Genomic DNA, 17,869 nt, shown 5'->3' with positions numbered 1-17,869 from the left:
TACGCCGTGCCCGCACGCGCTCCCCCAACCCCTCCCCAGAGCCATGCCCCACCCCCTCGCCGCCGCCCTCAGCGCCCTCGCCCTCGCCGCCGCCGCGCTCGCCGGGTGCGGGGCGACGGAGCCCGTCGACCCCGCCCCCGACACCGAGCTCTCGTTCGCCCTCAACGGTGAGCCCTGGACGGCCAACACCGATGTCGAGGCCGTCCTCACGGAGCCGGGCCTCGTCGTCTTCGCCGAGCTCCGGTTCGACGACCGGTTCCCGCTCCGCCAAGGGATCGGGTTCGCCGTCCCTTGGCGGGGAACCGGAGTCTACCCGATCATCGAGCATCGTGAGGGGGGACGGCTCCAGGGCGGGTACGTGAATGAGGCCGACGGCGACGCGACGATCGCGCTTTACGAGCCGGTCGGGGGGGCCGCCGAGCGGGGTGGGTTTGAGGTCACGCGGTACGACGAGGCGACGGGCGCCATCGAGGGCCGGTTCGCCGGCGTGTTCGTCGTCGACTCGAACTACGTCCGGGTCACGCGGCGCGAACTCTCCGACACCCTCCGCGTCACCGACGGCCACTTCCGGGCCGTCGTCGAGGACCGCCGGTGACCCGCTCCATCGCCGCTCTCGCCCTCGCCGCCGCGCTCGCCGGGTGCGGGGCGACGGAGCCCGTGGACCCCGCCCCCGACACCGAGCTCTCGTTCCTCCTCAACGCCGAGCGGTGGACGGCCAACACCGAGACTCGCGCGACGCTCACGGACTACGGGTTCCAGGTGTTCGCCGAGCTCCGGTTCGACGACCGGTTCCCGCTCCGCCAGGGGATCGGGTTCAACGTCCCGGCGAGCGAGTGGGACGGCGTCGGGACGTACCCCATCGCCCTCCGGTCCATCGACGACGACGTCTACGAGACGACGATCCGCGAACTCCCCGACACGCTCCGCGTCACCGACGGTCAGTTCCGGACCGTTCTCGCGGGCCGCCGGTGACCCGCCCGGCCCTCCTTCGCGTGACGGCGCTCGTCGCCGTGTCCGCCGCCGCGCTCGCGGGGTGCGGGACGGCCGAGCCGGCGGACCCTGACCTCCCGACCGAGCTCTCGTTCCTCCTCAAGGCCCTTTTGTAGTACTACTTCGTTAGCGGCCGGGCGCCGCCCGGCCGAGGAGGGTGCGGAGTAGGAGGGGCGACGGGTCAGGCGTAGATGAGGACCTCCTACACGCGCCCCGCCCCGTGACCGCTACGCCCACGCCGAAGGCCCCGCCGACCCCGCTCCCCGGCCTTGCCGCGTTCCTCGCCCCGCTCCTCCCGCTCTTCCGGCGGCCCTCGACCCGCGAGAGCGCTGAGCGCTATTGCACTGGGCTCCTCCGCGGAAGCCCCTTCCGCGGCTGACCTCCCGCACAAGACGTGCGACGGGATCGCCGCGGCCGTCGCCGGCACGACGACCGAGCGGCTCCAGCACCTCCTGACTGACGCCGACTGGGACCCGCTCGCCCTCGACGCCGAGCGAGTGAGGCTCCTCGTCGAGGCGACCCCAGCCGGCGGCGTGCTTGCCATCGACGACACGACGTTCCCGAAGCAGGGGACCCACTCCGTCGGCGTCGCCCACCAGTGGTGCGGCGTGTTCGGGACGCAGGCGAACTGCCCTCCCTCCAACGGAGGGAGGTGCGCTCGTGACGGCCGAGTGCCTCGTCGGCCGGTCCCGGTCGGCCCCCGCCGTCCACTGGCCCGTCAGCGCGAGGCTCTACCTCCCCGACTCCTGGGTCCACGACGAGCCCCGCCGACGCCGCGCCTACGTCCCCGCTGGGGTCCCGAAGCTCTCGAAGATCGAGATCGCCCTCGAGCTCGTCGACCGGGCCGTGGCGCCGCCGCCGACGGCGGCGGAGGGCGTCCCGTTCAGGCTCGTCACGGCCGACGCCGCGTACGGCCACTTCGGGACTTCTTCGGCGGGCTCGACGACCGCGGGCTCCTCTACGCCTGCGCCGTCAAGAAGAGCTTCGGCGTCCGCCGGCCCGACGAGGTCCGCGCCGCCCGCGACGGTCCGCCCCCGCCGCGGAAACCGGGGGCCGGTCGGAAGCCGAAGCGGCACCCGGCCCCGCTCTACCGGGTTGACAGGGTCGTCGCTGCGCTCCCGCCGGAGGCTTGGCAGGAAGTGACGTGGCGGGAGGGGGCGCGGGGGCCGATGCGGAGGCGGTTCACGGCGCTCCGGATGCACTGGGGGCTGCGGATCGGAGATCCGCAGGGTGCCAAGCGCGGAGCCTCGACGACCACCGGACGGCGACGAGCGCCGAGGGGTGGCTCATCGCGGAGCGCGCTCGGACCCGCGACGACGTCGAGACGAAGTACTCCTTCTCGAACCTCCCGGCCGAGACGCCGCTCGCGGAGCTGGCCGCGGCGGTCCGGTCCCGGTGGCCCATCGAGCACCGGGCCAGTGCCGGCCCGCTACGAGGACGCGAAGCAGACGTGCGGGCTCGGCGACTTCCAGGGCCGGCGGTGGGACGGGCTCCACCGCCACACGGCGCTCGTCATGCTCTCGTACAGCTTCCTCGCCCTCACGCGGTGGCGGGCGGGGCCGGCGGCCGTCCCGACGCTCCCGGAGGTCCACCGCCAGGTCGTCCTCGCGCTCCTGACCGGGCTGGCCGCGTGGTGGGCTCAGACGGGACCGCTCTGTCTGCCACCGGAAGCGTCCTTCGCCCTCCTCGGCCGCGCGCCGCCTGGCCGCTAACGAAGTAGTATTTGCCAGACCCATCTATCGTCCAGCTTATGTAGAATTTTTAGGGAAAACGGGAGCGGGTCGCTCCCGGCCTCGTTAGCTGGTGGTCCGGCACCTCGAGCTCTCGCCCTCGATCCGGTACGGGGAAATCCGGACGGGCTGGCCGTCCATCGACGACGCCGCGGGGACCACGACCTCGTGGACGCTGTAGGAAACGCCCTCCCCGGCCGTCCGCCCGTTCCCGACCACCGCGGTGATCTCGTCGCCGGAGGTGCTCCCGGGCGGGACGGTCTGGGACGAGTAGCTCACCTCGCACCCGTCGTCGTGGTTCGACATCGTCACGCGCACGACCGCCCCGGGGAGCTCCCTGTGCTCGACGACCTCCCACCTCTGCTTCCAACTGTTCCACCACTGGAGCTCTGTGACCGCCTTCGCGCTCCTCCACCCCGTCCACGTCCGGTACGCGTCGTGCATGAAGATGGCGTCCACGCTCCTGGGCTGCGTGACGTAGTTGTAGGTCCCGTTCTGGGCAAAGATCAAGTCGGGCAGGATGAAGGCCTCGTACGCGTCCTGCCCCGTGAACTCGGTGAGCCCGGACGTGGCGACCGGCCCTGAACCGTCGCGCGTCGCGGCGTCGAGGAGGGTCCTGCTGGCCCCGCCCCGGTCGAACCGTGGGAGCTCCGCGTCGAGGTCGATCCGCTCGACGACGGCCCCCGTCGCCAGGTCCGAGACCACGGACTCGGCGGCCCCCCCGAGCGTGACGAGCCGGTCGCCGATCACGACCCGCCCGCGCCCGTCCGCCAGGGCGAGCTCGGCGGCCGGGGCCACGTCCCGGTAACGGAGGTAGCTCCGGAGGCGCTCGTGGACCCGGAGCGGCTCGCCCCCCCACGCCGCGAGGCGTTCGAGGGCCGCGGCCGTCTCCTGGAACGCCTCGGCGGTCTCGAACCGGAGGAGCGGCTTGTCGGCCGAGGTGAACGCGACGGCGGGGGCTCGGTACTCCCCGTCGGTGGGGCCGAGGGTGGCCGCGCGAGAGAGGAGGCCGGCGTCGTAGCCCTCGACGGACTCGGCAGCGGGGTCGACGGGTCCGGCGGGCGCGCCGCCCGCGACGGGACCGCCGTCGCACCCGGCGAGGGCCGCGGCGAAGAGGGCCGCGCCCGTGAGCAGGGCGCGGGACGGGAGGGGGCGGAACCAGGGGGACCTCGCGGGAGCGTCGTGCGGCATGTCTTCGGTGGGTGGCGTCGGTGGCGCAGAAAGTCGGGCTCGCCTGCCCCCCGCACCTCCCCCGGACCGACCGATCGCACTGGTCGGTTCCGACTACGCCCCTCGACTCCTCTGGGACGAACCCAGTCCCCCACGCTCGCACGACGACCTCCTACGCCGAACCCGCTCCGACGGCCGCATACGCGGCCGTCGACGATGACCCCTCCGGGCGTTCGCCTGTTCACGGTGCTGCGGGGTGGGAGCAGCGCTATCGTAGCGACCGGATCAGGCCACGGGGAACGGGTCGAACCCCCACGACCCCGTTCGACCAGGTCCTATCACATACTCGGCTGGAGCCGCCCTCAAGAGGCTGAAGTCACCGGACGACTTTCGAGTCCGATCCGGTCACCGGCCTGAATCGAGCGGAATCGCCTATGGGTCGGGAGTATGCAATAGCCCTGGTCGTTCGACGAGTCGCGCCCGCACGGCTACCTTCCCTGGCCGCGCGCTCCCCCCGGATCAGGCGTCGGCACTATCACAGCCGCTGGTGCGAAGGACGGGGGCCGGTCACCGTACCTGCACTCGCCTGCCATGTCTCCCCCACACGATGATGGAGCGTACTGGTCGGCCAACTACCAGAAGCACGTCCAGGGGGGCGCTCTCTACCGGTGGTTCCTGGACCGCGTCCACGACGACGTCCACCGGCTCGTGATGGAGTTCGGTCCGGCCTCTCTCCTCGACGCCGGGTGCGGTGAGGGGTTCGTCGCCGCCGCTCTCAAGCGGCGGGAGCCGACGTTGGAGATCAATGGCGTCGACGCTGACCCCGCCGCAGTCGCCTACGCTCAGGTCCGACACGGCCGGGCCGGATCGTTCTCGATCGGCGACCTCTACGGGCTCCCGTTCGACGACGGATCGTTCGATGTGGTCCTGTGCAGCGAGGTCCTGGAGCACCTGGAGGACCCGGCCCGCGCGCTCGCCGAACTCGTGCGGGTCGCCCGCTCCGGGGTCGTTTTGACGGTCCCTCGGGAGCCGTACTTCGACTGGCTGAGCCGGCTAGGTCGAGCGCTTGGTACGGCCCCGGATCCGGGCCACGTCCACCACTGGACTCCCCGTTCGTTCGCGGCCTTCCTCTCCCCGCACCTGGGTCCAGTCACGGTCCAGACCCAGCACATCTTCGCCCTCGCCGCCGCCCCTGTGCGACCGCCACGGCCCGCGGCCTCGTGAGGTCGATGCCTTCGCTGGGCACGGCCTGTCCCGGGTAGGCCGGACGCTCAATCAGGGATGCCACTCCCAAACCGGATCCCGCCACGACCACCCGCAGGTCGTTCGAGTGGGTGGGCATTCCCCCCGCTTAGCTCGAAGCCGCCCGCGCCGTCGAGCGCTCGGGCGACATCGCCCGAGGCGCTGCGACCCCAGCACCAGCCCTGCGCTCGCCCACCTCTGGAGATGAGAGCGCCTCGGCGATGGCTTTACGAACCCGAGGCCCGCACGTCGCTCACGACCCCGGTCACAGGTGCGTCCAGCCCAGCCATGGTCCCGGCGACGAGCGGACCGGGCTCGACCGAACTCGACGAGCACGCGGTGAGCCTCGGGCAAGCCTTGGTGGTCGGCGTAGCTGAGCGCGTCTTTGGTGCGCACCAGTGCGATAGGCGCCGTTATCGCAACTCCGGGGCGCAACCCGGGGCGCCCACGCCGCGGCACCCGCCCCCGAAGCGTAGCCACGACACCGGAGAGCCACGCGCGGTAGACTGCCCCACCGACCGCCAGTCCCTCCGTGCCCGCCTCGTTCCCCCTCCCGCCCGGCGTCACCGTCCGCAAAGAGCGCCACGGCGACGCCTGGGCCCACGTCTTCCGCCACGCCCGCCTCGGCGACCTCGGCCGCGTCGTCCTCCGGCCCCGCCCCGACGGGCAGACCGAGTTCGCCGCCGAGATCGCGGGCCACCCCGGCGACCCCGTGCGCCCCGAGCGCGAGGCCGTCTTCGGCCCGCTCGTCCGCGACCTCGCCGACTCGTTCCAACGGGCCGTCGCCGCGCGCGGCCTCCGCCCCGGACCGCCCACCGGGCCTCTGGCGCCGCGGGACGAGGCTCCACCCCAGCGGCGGATCGCGGGCGAGCTCGTCCCGTGCGAGCGGTGCGGCGAGCCCGTCGCCCTCCTCGTCTTCGCCGACGACCCCGCCCGCCTCGGCGGGGCGGGAACGGACCGGGGCGGGCTCGAAGACGCCGCCCGGCTCATGCACGCCCAGATCGCCGAGGCCGACGTGCCGACCTGGGTCGTCGGCCCACCCATCGGCGCGGTCGTCCTCGACGGCGACTACGTCTCCGACGTCCTGAAGGTGTGGCCCGAGCGCGAGCCGGTCCGGCGTCTCGACCCGACCGCGTTCGACGCCGTCCTCGACGCGCTCGCCCGCGGTCACTGCCCGTAAACGACGTCCCTCTCCAGACCGATCGGGAGTCGAGGCGACCGTGCACCTACCGCGTCGGCACCCGCCCCACGAACGCCTCGCAGTCCCCCTCCGGCACCGGCTCCGTCGACACGAGGTAGGCCTCCCACAACCAATGGAACGGAACTGTACGGTAGCACCTGGGACCGCCCTTTCCAGCGCGTAGGGGTAGGTCGGGCGGCCCGATCTTCACATCACGAGGGCTCCGGCGGAGGCCTAGCCGGCGCGGCTGCGGGGACCTCCGGCAACCGGCGTTATCGGAAGTCCCCCCCCCCGACGGCCTCGACGAACGCCGCGCGGCCCGTACGTCAGCGCCGACGCCGCCCGCCCGTCCCAGGCGTAGCCGGGAATATCGGCGTCGGGGGCCGTCTCTGCGAAAGTGGACTCCATCGTCGCTCGTGGTCGTGGGGAACCGCCAACCCCGAACGGAGCGCCCGGGACTCGCGGGGTAGCATAGCCCCGATGCCCCCCCGCGACCCCAACGCCCCCGTCCCGCCCGAACACGTCGCCGCCCTGCTCGCGGCGGCCACGGCCCCCTGCGACCGCGCGCTCGTCGCCCTCGTCGCGCACGCCGGCCTCCGCGCGGCCGACGCCTGCGCCCTCCGCGTCGAGGACGTGGCCGGCGACACCGCCCGCCTCGCCGCGTCCCCGACCACCCCGCTCCGTCGCCTGGCCCCGCTCCCCCTTCCCGTCGCCGAGGCCGTCCGTCTCGCCGCCGGCGACCGCGCGGCCGGCCCGCTCCTCGTCACCCGGACCGGCACGCCCCTCGACCCCCGCCGCGCCGTCGCCCGGCTCCGAGCCCTCGCCCGTCGGGCCGGGGTCGACCCGGCCCCCACGCTCCCCCAGCTCCGCGCCCACGCCCTGTCCCGACGTTGAGCCACCCCGTCCTACCGCTTCGGGACGCTGCGCTCGAACGCCGCGCCGTCCATCTCCGGCACGGGCATCGTCGTGACCAGGTAGCGGCGCACGAACACGCTGTGCGCCCGCCGGACCGCCTCGAACTCCGCCTTGAGCGCCGACGCCGTCGGCTGGCGGATCGCCCGGACCACCTCGTGCGGCGACATCGTCGGCGGGGCCTCGACGTGGACCGTCACCGTCGCCGGCGCCACGTCGACGAACCGGACGCCCAGGCCCGCCCCCTCGGCCGACGCCACGACCAGCTCCTCGGCCCGGGCTTTGACGGCGGCGTCCTCGAAGAGCGGCCGGCGCCGCCGCGTCACCAGCAGGACGTAGTAGACGATCGCGGAGACGGCCGGCCCCTCGTGCCGGTACGTCGGGGACGCCGCGCCCGAGGGCTCGGGCGGGGGGCCGTCGCCGGCGGCCGAGGGGTCGGGGGTGTCGGTCACGGCGGGGAGGGTGGGGAGGGCGGGCCGGGACGGAGCCGCCCACAACGTATCGGTAACTGTGGCTTCGTGGCCGCCCGTCTCCTCGCGTGGCAGAAACGCTAGAGCAACTGCCACATTCAGGGCCTGCGCACTACATTCACAGTCTCCGGCCGCCGCCGCCCGGCGGAAAGGCCGGAGCGCCCGTCCCACTCCCCCACCGACGCGAGACCGCACGTACGCACCCTCCCAATACGGCTGAGCCGGCCCCCTCGCCAAAGGGAGCCGGCCCGGCCTCACCCGAGTCAGGACCTACGGGGTCCGGTGACAGGTCGGTGAACAGCACCCCAAGGTACCCGTCTGGGGCACCCCACCGTCACCCGCCCCGCCCGACCTGGCTCTCAGCCCTCGCCCTAGATGAGCGTGAGCCCAGGTCACGACGCCGGAGGACCTCCCTCCGGCCGGCACACCTCCGTACGCCCTCCCCGCTCCCAGATCGCCGCGGAGTCGCGCCGGCGCAACCGGACCCGCCAGCTCACGCTCGTCCTCGAGAAGGGCGCCCGTGAGAGCGGCGCCGTCGCCATGAGCCCGACCTTCTTCGTCCAGGCCATGCTCCCGCACCGCGAGGTCTACCTCCTCGGGACGGACGGCCGCCCGGTCGAGGTCGCCGGCGCAGACGGGCGCCCGGAGAAGCTGCTCGCCGAGCACTACTCGGCCACCAACGGCGAGTTCACCCTGACCGTCCAGGCCGGGCTGCGGAAGGGGCCGGGTCCCCTCCACCCCCAGGTCTCGCGCGGCGTCCCCTACGGCGGCCTCGCCCGGCTCCTGCTCTGCCACGTCATCACCACGGCCCTCAAGCAGGACAGCCCGACCATCGACCTCGGGAGCACGCTCACCGAGTTCTGCGCCCGCGTCGACCTCACGCCCTCGGGCGGACGGAACGGCCGGCTCCGCTACCTGCTCGACCAGCTCCAGCGGCTCGCCACGTGCTCCATCACCTACGAGTGGGAGACGGTCACGCCGGGGCGGCGCGACCTCCGCGGCGAGCGGCTCTTCGTCGTGAGCAGCTACCACCTCTGGCACCTCGGGGCGACGCCCACCTCCGAGGCCGCCGACGGCGGCTCGATCACGCTCTCGGACGCGTTCTGGACCGAGGTCGCGTCGAGCTGCTTCCCCCTCGACTTCCGCAAGGCCCAGATGCTCCGGGGCAACCCGACGGCCTACGACCTCTACCTCTGGCTCACCTACAAGCTCGGCGCGCTCCAGCGGTCCGGCCGGGGCTCGGTCGCCCTGAGCTACGACGACCTCCACGCCCAGCTCGGGAGCCACTACCAGTGCCACGCCGACGGCGCGCTCACGGCGCAGGGCAAGAAGAACTTCGGGTACAAGGTCCGGGCCGCCCTCAAGACGATCCGGGCCATGTGGCCCGGCCTCGTCTACGACACGCCGCGCGGCCGGGTCGTCCTCTACAACACCGGCCCCGACGTCGGGCACCGCCCGCCGAAGAAGCGCTGAGCCCGGCGGAGGTCGAGTCGAGCGGGGGGCGCGGAGTCCTGCGCCCCCCCGCCACGGTACGGCCTGACGGGAGGCCGTTTTTAGGACCTCCAGGAAAGCCGTGACCGGCGAGCCTGGACAGGAGCGACGTCGGCGACACGGGGGCGCCCAGCGGGGGCCGATCGGGCGGCCGACGTCGTCCACATCGGGGTGCCCGCCGGGCCGGTTGTCCACGAATAAACCGAAGCCTTCGGCCCGAATAAAGGGGAGACCTGCGAATAAACAGGAGCCCTCCCTATAGGGAAGAGGAGCGCTCGGCGGCCGAATAAACCGAAGACCTCCCTATATGGGAGAGGCCGGCTGGCCCACCGGGGGGGCCGAATATTCGGGCGACCATCCTCTAACCATCCCTTTAACTCACCTGTAACCAGGCCGCGGTCGGCTGTGGACAACGCGGACACCCGGCTGCCGTCGGGCGGCGGACGATGGGGTGGGAAGAACGCGGGGTGCAATAGCGGACCCGGCCGCCGAGCCCCGCCCCGGCGACGTGCCGAGTCGCGCCCGTGCCCCGCCCAAGCGGACGGCCGCTCGCGCGGCCTGTGCCACCCGACGCGACGGGGCCGGCGGGCGTGGAGCCTGTGCTGAGCGGGACCGCCGTGCGCCCGCCGCCCCCTCCCAGCCACGCCCCCGCAAAAGCCCCAGCGACGAGGGGGCGCTGCGGACCGCCCGCCGAGGCCGGCCGAGCCCTGGCGCTCCGGCCGACCGCCCCGCCCAGGGCGCCAGCCTGGACCGCGCGCGCCCCGACGACCGGGCAGCCAGGTAGATCGCGGAGTCGAGGGGCTGGGGCGGCGCGCGGCCGTCGAGCCGGCCCCGCGTCGCCGAACCCGACAGGAGCTGCCGCACCGGACGCGAGCGCTGCGCCGAGGACGGCCCTGCCCCCCACCGATGCACCGCCCCCCACGTCCGCCGGCCCAGCACGCACAGGCTGCCAGGCTGACAGCGCCCCCCGGTACCGCCCAAATCGAGGCTGGTGACTCAGACGGACCGATCTCGACGAACCGCCGGAATTGGCCGCTAAACGCATCGTGATAATGGACATTATCGTGACACGTCCAAAAAATGCAGCCTCCACGACGGAAGGATCGAGCCTTATAGGGGGCGGACGCGGATCGGCGTAAACGCGTCCCAGGCCGCCGTTCCCTCCCATCGCACCGCCCGACGGGGCCGCCGCGGGCGCCGCGAACGAGCGGACACCGACGCCGCCCGGTTGTCTGGGGAGATCGGGTGAAGTAGTCTGTGGCAGTCAGCTAGTGGTTTCTGCCACAAACTCCTCAGTCCCTCCCCGACCGCCGTGGCCTCGTCCCCCCCACCCACCGACCCGGCGGCCATCGCCTTCAGAGGCGCACCGCCGGCCACCCCGCCCGCCGCGGGCTTCGAGCGGGCCGTCGAGCTGTTCGTCGGGCGGACCCGCCACACCCGGACCGGCAGCCCCCACACCGAGCGGGCGTACCGGACCGACCTCGCCCACTTCGGGGCCTTCCTCGGCGAGCGCCGGCTGTCCTACGCCGACGTCGCCCGCCGCGACGCCGAGGCGTACCTCGTCGGCCTCTCGGCCACGTTCAAGCCCCGCACCGTCCGGCGACGCGTGAGCTGCCTCCGCTCGCTCTACCGCTTCCTCCGCGGCGTCGAGATCGTCGCCCGGAACCCCTTCGACGCCCTCGACCTCCCGGCCTTCGACCGCAAGAGCGAGACGCACAAGGTGCTCACCGACGACGAGCTCGAACGCGCCGTCGCGCTCCTGTCCAGCGACCTCGTGGCCGCCCTCCGCCGGCTCGAAGAGGCCGAGCGCGCGCGGGGCCGCAACCGCGCCTTCGCCGACCTCTTCACGTCGGCCCGCAGGCGGGTCACCGTCACGCTCATGGCCTTCGGCGGGCTCCGCTGCGGCGAGGTCCTCGGCCTGTCGCCGTCCGCCTTCGTGAGCAAGCCCGACGGCTACTACCTCTCGTTCACGGGCAAGGGGAGCAAGGTCCGGACCGTCCCCCTCGCGGGCCTCGCCTACCCGGCGATGGTCGACTGGCTCGCCGTCCGCCGGCGGGTCCCCGTCCTGGCCGACCGCCTGTTCGTGACCCTGGCCGGCCAGGCGCTCGACCCCGCCCAGCTCTTCCGCGAGTGCGTCCGCCTCGGCGAGCGCGTCGAGGCCCGGGTCTCCCTGACCCCCCACGTCCTCCGGCGGACGTTCGCCACGCGGACGCTCCGCCAGTCGGGCGACCTCCGCGGCGTTCAGGAGCTGCTCGGGCACGCCACCCTCGCCACCACCGAGGTCTACACCCACGTCGACGAGGCCGGCCTCCGCCACCTCGTCGAGGACGCGGCCGTCGCGCTCCCCGGGTGCGTCCGGGAGCACGAGCGCGGACCCGTCCTCCACGCGGGCCTAGGCCGATGACCGCCCGGACCCTCCTCCTCACGCTCGCCGCGCTCGGCGGCCCCGTGCTCGGCGCGTGCACGCCGCCCGTCGGCGTGGCCGACGTCGAGCTCGTCACGGGCTACCGCGTCTCGCCGACGTTCAACGCCTTTACCGAGCCGTGCACGATCTCGTACCGACTCGAAGAGCCGGCCTGGGTCCAGATCCGCGTCGTCCAGGTCCAGCCCGCCGGCGAGCGCGCGCTCGTCCGCCAGATCACCGAGGAGCAAAAGGAGACGCCCGGCCCCCGGACCGCGGCCTGGCGGGGCGTCGGCCCCAACGGTCTCTTCGCTCCCCAGGGCACCTACGCGGTCGAGCTCTACGCTCGCCTGGACGGGGCCGACCAGGCCGAGGAGTGGACCCTCACCACCGTCATGTACCGGAACTGATGCCAAAGGGCACAATCCACGAGGGAAGGAGCGAGGGGCGGGGTGGCACCCGGCCGCCCCTCACCGTCCGCCGCTCGCCGACCGGGTACGTCCTCCACGACCCGCTCCTCGTCCGCCTCGCCGGCCTCGACGCCGTCCCCCTCCCCTTCACCGCCCGGGCCGCCCCGCCCACCGTCCTCGCCCACCTCCGCCGCCTCTCCCCCCACCGCACCGTCCGCTTCGACGAGACGCCGGCCCCCGGCCGCCCCGCCCTCCCGGACGGGACCCCCTTGCCCCCTCCCCCCCCCCTCTTCCCGCCGCCGCAGGCGGCCCACCCGTGAGACTCGGCACCCACGTCGCCGGCGGCGTCCTCGGCTACACCGTCGCCGCCACCTTCTTCCAGCTCCCGTGGACCGCCACGGGGCTCGTCGTCGCCTCGGCCGCGGCGGCGGCCCCCGATGTCGACACGCTCGGGAGCACGGTCGGCCGCGCGTTCGCGCCTCTCGCGAGGCGGATCGAGCGCCGGTTCGGACACCGGACGCTCACGCACTGCTACGCCTTCCAAGCCGCCGTCGCCGCCGCCGCGCTCCCGCTCCTCTGGGCCGGACACGCCCACCTCTACGCCGCCCTCGTCGTGGGCTACGTCTCCCACCCGTTCCTCGACACCTGGACCCGCCAGGGCGTCCGCGTCTTCTGGCCGTGGAGCGACCGCCGCGGCGTCTTCCCCTACTACAACCGCGTCGAGACCGCCTACCGCACGACGACCGGCAGCCGCGTCGACGCCTTCTTCGGCGTCGGCTTCGTCTGCCTCACCGTCCCCCTCGCGTTCGTCCAGGTCGACGGCTACCAGCGGCTCGTCCGCCGCGTCCAGGCCGACGCGTCGGCCGCCGTCCGCGACTTCCTGGACTGGTCGGCCGACGGGTACCTGGTGAGCGTCGAGGTCGAGGCGTCCGACCCCCAGCACCTCCGCCGGCTCGAGGGCACCTTCGAGGCCATCGGCACGACGGGCTCGGGCACGCTCCTCGTCCGCGACGACGCCGGCCACGTCTACTCGCTCGGGCCGGCCTACAGCGCCAACTTCCAGCCCGACCGCGTCCTCGCCCACCGGGGCGAGCACGTGACGGTCTCCCGCCGACAGGTCGACCTCACGGGCCGCGTCCTCGCCGACCTCGAGTCGCTCGTCCCGCGCGGCCCCGACGGCGAACCCGCCCGGCACCTCGTCAGCGGGCAGGTCACGGTGACGGAGCCGGCCGGCGTCACGCCCGACGACTTCCGGTTCAACACGGTCACGGGCACGGACAAGCGCCTGGCCTTCCAGTTCGCCACGCTCGCGGACCTGGAGCGGCTGGGCCTCACCGGGCTCGTCGTGGAGACGGGGACCGTCACGCTCCGGCTGTTCCTCCCCGAGGGCGAGGCCGAGGACTACGCGCCCGAGGACGTGGCCCGCTCCGAGGTCCGCCGCGTCTCGTTCGCGCACAAGCCCAGCGAGCCGCCCCGGCTCCTCGTCGCCGAGGGGGACCGCGTGGCCGTCGGCGACACGATCGCGGTCCTCACGTCGGCCGCCGTCGTGAACGCCCAGCTCGACGTCGCCGAGGCCCGAGCCGACCTCGCCGCCGTGCAGGCCGAGGCCGTCCCGTCCTCCTACGACCCGGTCGCGCTCCGCCAGCGCCTCGCCGCCGCCGGGGCCGCCGCCGACCGCGTCGCCGACCGCCGCGCCGCCGGCTTCGAGCCGGCCGCCGCCCTGAGCGCCGCCCGCGCCGACGCCGCCGAGCTCCGCGACCAGCTCGCGCAGGCCGAGGCCCGCACCGCCGACTGGCAGCGCCAGAAGGCCGAGCGCGTCCGCGACGCGACGGCCCGCCTCCGCCGCGCCCGGCACCGGCACCAGTCGGCCGTCCGCGACGGGCTCGTCCGCTCGCCCGGCGCCGGCGTCGTCCGGCGCGTCGAGGAGCACGCCTACGGCCCCGACCGCACCGAAGTCCGCGTCGTCCTGGTCTCGCCCCGGACCGCCGGGACCCCCACTCGTCCCCGGGCCGCTACCGGCTCGGCTCCCGTCCCCACCGACACCGCCAGCCACTCACGACAGGGGAGGCGCCCCTGACCCCACGGCCCGACGACCGGGCCGAACAGAACGCAGCCGCCGGGGCTGGTCGAAGAGACCCGGCGGCTGCTCGGACACCACCACCCTAACACGAGCGGTCGGTCCGGCCCCAACCTAGCGTCCCGTAAGGCGCCGCGCCCCGTAAGGCGCGCCCCCGGACGGGGGGGCAAGGGCGGGCCGGCGGCTCCCCCGCACCCATGCTGCACGCCCCACCCCCGAGGCGCCCCCGCGCCCTCCGCCCCGCCCTCGTGGCGGCCCTCTCCGCCCTCCTCGCGCCGGCCCTGGCGCTGTCCCTCGCCGCCTGCGACGCGGCAGGCCCCGGCGCCGACCCCGTCGGTCCGGACCCCGTCGAGACGATCACCGGCGACCAGGCCGCCATCGTCGCCCTCGCCTTCGAGGACGTCGAGAGCCTGTTCTCGCTCGGGTTCAACGACGGCAACGCCCGCGCCGCCACCCGCGCCGCCGAGGCCGGGTCGCTCCCGGCCGCGCTCGCGTCCGTGAACGCCCGCGTCGACACGACGACCTACACCGGCGTCTACGACGGCTCCAAGGGCTACCTCGTCCAGCTCACGTACCGGAGGCCCCAGGGCGTCGGCGTCTGGGGCGCCCGCGTCCAGCACGCCCGGTCCGTGGACCACGACGCCGACGGCGGGACGACGCCGGAGCTCGACGCCGTCGAGACCATCCAGCTCTCGTTCCTGACCTACGCCGACCTCGAAGCGTTCGTGGCCGCGCTCGGCGCCGGCACGCTCGGCTACTTCACCGACGCGTCCGACGACGCCGAGGCCGGGCTCGGCGGCTACGACACCTGGCGCGTCACCCAGGTCTACAGCCCGGCCGAGGGCGAGGCCGTCGTGGCCTACGCCAACGCCGAGCTCCGCGAGTCGATCGCCGTCCGCGACCCCGTCGTCACGCAGAACGCCGACGGCACGGGCAACGTCCGCGACGGCGGACCCGGCGGCGCCGTCCGCACCCGCTACTACGGGGCCGACTTCTCGGTGGACGCCGACGGCTCGGTCTCGGGCACCCACCTCCGCACGCTCCTCTCGTCGGGCGACACCTCTAGCGGAGCGCTCACGTCGCGCTCGACCGACGAGGTCGCCGGGACGTGGCGGCAGACGAGGCAGCGCGGCGGCGACGGCGTCGTGGTCCGCGAGAACACCGAGGGGTAGCTCGCTGGCGCTCGTCGGCAAGGGGCATGGGGGACGGGGCAAGAGGCTTTCCCGCGTCCCCCCTCGTGCCCCTTGCCCCTTCTCTCTTCCCCCTTGCCCGCGTGCCCCGTGCGCACCGTCCTCCTCCTCGCCGCGCTCGCGTCCGCCCCCGCCGCCCAGGTCGTCCCCGGCCCCCCCACCGCCCCGCCCGGCGACGACCCGCTCTCGGCGCTCCAGGCCGCCGCCGACACGTCGGAGGCCGCGTTCCGGGCGTCGCTCCGCATCGAGCACGCCCGGCTCGCGCTCGCCCGCGACGAGCGCCGCGCCGCGGTCGGCTGGCGCCGCTGGCGGCCCCAGCTCGACCTCTTCCTCTCGGTCTCCACGCGCGGCCTCGCGTTCCCCTCAGTCAGTTCCGGGGGGTTCGACCCGGCCTACGCCGCGATCGCCCGCTGGCCCGGCGACACGTGGGGCGTCACGGTCTCGTGGTCTATCGACCAGGTCCTCGACCACCGACCCGCCGCCCGAGCCGACGCGGCCGTCGCCCTCGCCGAGGCCCGGATCAGCCTCCACCACGCCCGCCGCGAGCAGCGCGAGGCCGCCGCCCGCAGGCGCGCCGTCGCCCGCGCCGAGCGCGAGGCCGAGCGCCGCCGCCAGGCCCAGGCCGTGTCCGACGCCCTCGCCGCCCGGCTCCGCGTCGAGGCCCGCTTCCTCGCCCGCCGCCTCGACGCCCAGCGCGAGCTCCTGCGCCTGGCCCAGATGGAGTACGAGCAGGGCGAGGCCGACTACGCCGCCCTCGCCCGGCAGCGGCTCGCGGTCCTCGCCGCCGAGCACGCCCACGCCTCGAACGCCGCCCGGCTCACCGCCCTCGACGCCTGCCCCACGTGCGGGGCCGCCGGCGCCCCGGCCCCCGCGCTCGCCGACCTCGACGGGACCGGAGAGCCCGCCCCGCCCCGCGACCTCCCGCCCCGCCCCTGACCCCGCCCCGCCCCCATGCTCACGTCGGCCCGCCCCATCTTCGAGCACGTGCCGGGGTCCTTCGCGGACCCCGTCGGGCTCGCGGACCAGCAGGCCCTCGGCGTCGTCGCCCTCATCGTCGTCCGCTACGACGCCGCCCCGCCCGACGGAGACGCATTCCCCCCATCCCCTATCCCCAGCGAGCGGAGCGAGCGAATCCCCCGTCCCTCTTTCCCCACGTACGACGCCTTCGTGGCCGTCTCCGGCCAGCTCCTCGCCGTCGCCCGGACGACGCCGGACTACCGCTTCCCGGTCATGCCGGCCGTCGCGCTCTCCCGCTTTATCGAGGCCCGCGACGCCGGCCGCCCCCCCTTCCTCTCGCTCTTCGAGCTCAGCCAGGCCGACTGCGCGCGGTTCCTCGAGACCGTGTTCTACTCGGAGTGCCTCAAGCTCCACGTCGCCGGCACCCAGAGCGCGGCGCTCGTGGCCGCGCAGATCGCGTGCTCGGGCTGCGGGAACGGCGTCCTGGAGGTCAACGACTTCTCGGACCCCGCCGCCCCGCGCGTCCGCCTCCTCGACCTCGACGAGCTCGCGCTCTGCGACGAGGGGCCGGACGCGGGCGGGGCGGGCGACGAGCCGCTGACGGCCCTCCTCGCCGGGTACCTCGACGGGGTGACGGGCCGCGTCCTCCTCTACGACCGCCCGAAAAACCAGGCGACGCTCCCCGCCCGCGCCGGCACCCCGTTCGACCTCGACCGCGCCATCGAGCAGGCGAACCGCCTCGCCGCGGCCCGCCGGGGCGGCGGCTACGGCCCGTCCGACGAGGCCCGCGTCGCCTCGCTCGCCGCGGCGGCCGAGCGCCAGGCGGCGGCGCCCGACGCGCAGGCGGAGGCCGTCGAGACCTACCTCGCCGAGCGCGCCGAGCGGCCCCGGCTCGTCGCCGCCGACCACCCGCACGCCGCCGGACTCGCCGCCCTCGTCCAGGAGCTCCAGGGCGGCCCCGCCGTCCGCCCGGCGGCCTCGCCGCCCGAGCCCACCCCGCCCGAGGCCGCCCCCGATCCGGCCGCCGACGTGCGAGACGACGCCCTCCCACCTGCTTCCGAAGGCGACCCCGCGCCACCCGACTCCGGCGGCGTCACGGCACCCTCCGACCCAGGCGTCGACGCGGCGACGAACGCAGCCCCCCCGCCCCCTCCCCCCGCGGACCGCCAGGTCGGCGCAGCCAGCGCAGCGAGCGTCCGCCCCGAGTTGGTCCACGAGCTCGACCGGCTCCGGTCCGAGACGTTCGCGCTCTTCGAGAACGCCGTCGGCCCCAAGCACGCCCTCGAGCACGAGGCCCACGTCCTCGACGTGCACGGCATCCCCAGCCCCGTCCCCCCCGGCCGCACCGTCGAGTACGTCCGCGCCCTCCTCACCGACGACCCCCCCCGCCGACGCCACGGCTTCAAGGGCGCCCGCGCGCGGACCTACAAGACCGTGGCCGGCAAGCTCCTCGCCTTCCACGGAGCCAACAAGCACTACGGCGACCCCGTGGTCCACGACGTCGCCCAACTCTGGACCCGTCTCCACAAGTGACCAAGTGACTGAGTGATCCGGAGCGAGAGACACCCCACGCCGTGCGGCCACCCCTCCACGCCACCGCACGCCTCCCGACGCCCCCCCCCGCACCCCTCCACCCCTAAACGAGCGTA

Annotated in this window: 19 protein-coding genes and 1 pseudogene; 18 read left to right on the top strand and 2 right to left on the bottom strand. The window is 74.6% G+C overall.

All coding sequences use genetic code 11. From position 1 onward, the window contains the following. Nucleotides 1–43 precede the first annotated feature (43 nt). The 7 genes and pseudogenes from RQM47_RS16090 (at nucleotide 44) to RQM47_RS16065 (ending at nucleotide 2,702) form a co-directional block, all read left to right on the top strand. The gene (locus RQM47_RS16090; protein ID WP_314009626.1) at nucleotides 44–595 is read left to right on the top strand and encodes a hypothetical protein; all 552 of its coding nucleotides are present in this window, start codon (nucleotides 44–46) and stop codon (nucleotides 593–595) included. After that, the gene (locus RQM47_RS16085; RefSeq protein WP_314009625.1) at nucleotides 592–972 is read left to right on the top strand and encodes a hypothetical protein; all 381 of its coding nucleotides are present in this window, start codon (nucleotides 592–594) and stop codon (nucleotides 970–972) included. Before RQM47_RS16090 ends, RQM47_RS16085 begins: the two co-directional genes overlap by 4 nt. Beyond that, nucleotides 969–1,106, top strand: a complete 138-nt coding sequence (locus RQM47_RS16080) for a hypothetical protein (protein WP_314009624.1) — start codon at nucleotides 969–971, stop codon at nucleotides 1,104–1,106. The genes RQM47_RS16085 and RQM47_RS16080 overlap by 4 nt, the downstream gene beginning before the upstream one ends. Nucleotides 1,107–1,210: 104 nt before the next feature. After that, nucleotides 1,211–1,369: a hypothetical protein gene (locus RQM47_RS16075; RefSeq protein WP_314009622.1), complete on the top strand. Its 159-nt coding sequence runs from the start codon at nucleotides 1,211–1,213 to the stop codon at nucleotides 1,367–1,369. Then, nucleotides 1,320–1,610 (top strand): annotated as a pseudogene (locus RQM47_RS17520) (transposase); the annotation flags it as partial. The gene RQM47_RS16075 and the pseudogene RQM47_RS17520, both read left to right, overlap by 50 nt. A 40-nt stretch (nucleotides 1,611–1,650) precedes the next feature. Further along, nucleotides 1,651–2,133, top strand: a complete 483-nt coding sequence (locus RQM47_RS17515; protein WP_409946015.1) for a transposase — start codon at nucleotides 1,651–1,653, stop codon at nucleotides 2,131–2,133. A 275-nt stretch (nucleotides 2,134–2,408) separates the two neighbouring features. Next, a complete protein-coding gene (locus RQM47_RS16065) occupies nucleotides 2,409–2,702 on the top strand; it encodes a hypothetical protein (RefSeq protein WP_314009620.1) in 294 nt (97 codons plus the stop codon). An 84-nt stretch (nucleotides 2,703–2,786) separates the two neighbouring features. On the opposite strand, the gene RQM47_RS16060 is transcribed toward RQM47_RS16065, so the two are convergent. Continuing rightward, complete coding sequence (locus RQM47_RS16060) at nucleotides 2,787–3,911, bottom strand: hypothetical protein (protein ID WP_314009618.1); 1,125 nt, start codon at nucleotides 3,909–3,911, stop codon at nucleotides 2,787–2,789. Nucleotides 3,912–4,481: 570 nt separating this feature from the next. Between RQM47_RS16060 and RQM47_RS16055 the strand changes: the two genes are divergently transcribed. The 3 genes from RQM47_RS16055 (at nucleotide 4,482) to RQM47_RS16045 (ending at nucleotide 7,206) form a co-directional block, all read left to right on the top strand. After that, nucleotides 4,482–5,114, top strand: coding sequence for a class I SAM-dependent methyltransferase (locus tag RQM47_RS16055; RefSeq protein WP_314009617.1), 633 nt, complete (start codon nucleotides 4,482–4,484; stop codon nucleotides 5,112–5,114). Nucleotides 5,115–5,664: 550 nt separating this feature from the next. Then, nucleotides 5,665–6,312: a hypothetical protein gene (locus RQM47_RS16050; RefSeq protein ID WP_314009616.1), complete on the top strand. Its 648-nt coding sequence runs from the start codon at nucleotides 5,665–5,667 to the stop codon at nucleotides 6,310–6,312. Nucleotides 6,313–6,792: 480 nt separating this feature from the next. Beyond that, nucleotides 6,793–7,206, top strand: a complete 414-nt coding sequence (locus tag RQM47_RS16045; RefSeq protein WP_314009615.1) for a tyrosine-type recombinase/integrase — start codon at nucleotides 6,793–6,795, stop codon at nucleotides 7,204–7,206. Between the two features lie 11 nt (nucleotides 7,207–7,217). Here RQM47_RS16045 and RQM47_RS16040 read toward each other — a convergent pair whose 3' ends face one another. Next, the gene (locus RQM47_RS16040; RefSeq protein ID WP_314009614.1) at nucleotides 7,218–7,676 is read right to left on the bottom strand and encodes a transposase; all 459 of its coding nucleotides are present in this window, start codon (nucleotides 7,674–7,676) and stop codon (nucleotides 7,218–7,220) included. A 558-nt stretch (nucleotides 7,677–8,234) separates the two neighbouring features. Here RQM47_RS16040 and RQM47_RS16035 point away from each other — a divergent pair. The 8 genes from RQM47_RS16035 (at nucleotide 8,235) to RQM47_RS16000 (ending at nucleotide 17,753) form a co-directional block, all read left to right on the top strand. Next, a complete protein-coding gene (locus RQM47_RS16035) occupies nucleotides 8,235–9,167 on the top strand; it encodes a replication protein RepA (RefSeq protein ID WP_314009612.1) in 933 nt (310 codons plus the stop codon). A gap of 1,330 nt (nucleotides 9,168–10,497) precedes the next feature. Beyond that, complete coding sequence (locus RQM47_RS16030; protein ID WP_314009611.1) at nucleotides 10,498–11,589, top strand: tyrosine-type recombinase/integrase; 1,092 nt, start codon at nucleotides 10,498–10,500, stop codon at nucleotides 11,587–11,589. Then, nucleotides 11,586–11,996 carry a hypothetical protein gene (locus RQM47_RS16025; protein WP_314009610.1) on the top strand — a complete coding sequence of 137 codons (411 nt, stop codon included), beginning with the start codon at nucleotides 11,586–11,588 and terminating at the stop codon, nucleotides 11,994–11,996. Before RQM47_RS16030 ends, RQM47_RS16025 begins: the two co-directional genes overlap by 4 nt. Continuing rightward, the gene (locus RQM47_RS16020; RefSeq protein WP_314009609.1) at nucleotides 11,996–12,316 is read left to right on the top strand and encodes a hypothetical protein; all 321 of its coding nucleotides are present in this window, start codon (nucleotides 11,996–11,998) and stop codon (nucleotides 12,314–12,316) included. Before RQM47_RS16025 ends, RQM47_RS16020 begins: the two co-directional genes overlap by 1 nt. Next, complete coding sequence (locus tag RQM47_RS16015) at nucleotides 12,313–14,073, top strand: metal-dependent hydrolase (RefSeq protein WP_314009608.1); 1,761 nt, start codon at nucleotides 12,313–12,315, stop codon at nucleotides 14,071–14,073. The genes RQM47_RS16020 and RQM47_RS16015 overlap by 4 nt, the downstream gene beginning before the upstream one ends. Nucleotides 14,074–14,321: 248 nt before the next feature. Then, complete coding sequence (locus tag RQM47_RS16010) at nucleotides 14,322–15,245, top strand: hypothetical protein (protein WP_314009607.1); 924 nt, start codon at nucleotides 14,322–14,324, stop codon at nucleotides 15,243–15,245. A gap of 108 nt (nucleotides 15,246–15,353) precedes the next feature. After that, a complete protein-coding gene (locus RQM47_RS16005; protein WP_314009605.1) occupies nucleotides 15,354–16,199 on the top strand; it encodes a hypothetical protein in 846 nt (281 codons plus the stop codon). Nucleotides 16,200–16,214: 15 nt separating this feature from the next. Beyond that, complete coding sequence (locus RQM47_RS16000; protein WP_314009604.1) at nucleotides 16,215–17,753, top strand: hypothetical protein; 1,539 nt, start codon at nucleotides 16,215–16,217, stop codon at nucleotides 17,751–17,753. Nucleotides 17,754–17,869: the final 116 nt, after the last annotated feature.

The organism is Rubrivirga sp. S365 (genome assembly GCF_032248475.1).
Classification (GTDB): Bacteria; Bacteroidota; Rhodothermia; order Rhodothermales; family Rubricoccaceae; genus Rubrivirga; species Rubrivirga litoralis.
This window is presented reverse-complemented; position numbering and strand designations above follow the sequence as displayed.

Coding starts and splice junctions, on each gene's coding strand:
- RQM47_RS16090 (WP_314009626.1), top strand. CDS start 44: ATGCCCCACCCCCTCGCCGCCGCCCTCAGCGCCCTCGCCCTCGCCGCC.
- RQM47_RS16060 (WP_314009618.1), bottom strand. CDS start 3,911: ATGCCGCACGACGCTCCCGCGAGGTCCCCCTGGTTCCGCCCCCTCCCG.
- RQM47_RS16055 (WP_314009617.1), top strand. CDS start 4,482: ATGTCTCCCCCACACGATGATGGAGCGTACTGGTCGGCCAACTACCAG.
- RQM47_RS16045 (WP_314009615.1), top strand. CDS start 6,793: ATGCCCCCCCGCGACCCCAACGCCCCCGTCCCGCCCGAACACGTCGCC.
- RQM47_RS16035 (WP_314009612.1), top strand. CDS start 8,235: ATGAGCCCGACCTTCTTCGTCCAGGCCATGCTCCCGCACCGCGAGGTC.
- RQM47_RS16025 (WP_314009610.1), top strand. CDS start 11,586: ATGACCGCCCGGACCCTCCTCCTCACGCTCGCCGCGCTCGGCGGCCCC.
- RQM47_RS16020 (WP_314009609.1), top strand. CDS start 11,996: ATGCCAAAGGGCACAATCCACGAGGGAAGGAGCGAGGGGCGGGGTGGC.
- RQM47_RS16000 (WP_314009604.1), top strand. CDS start 16,215: ATGCTCACGTCGGCCCGCCCCATCTTCGAGCACGTGCCGGGGTCCTTC.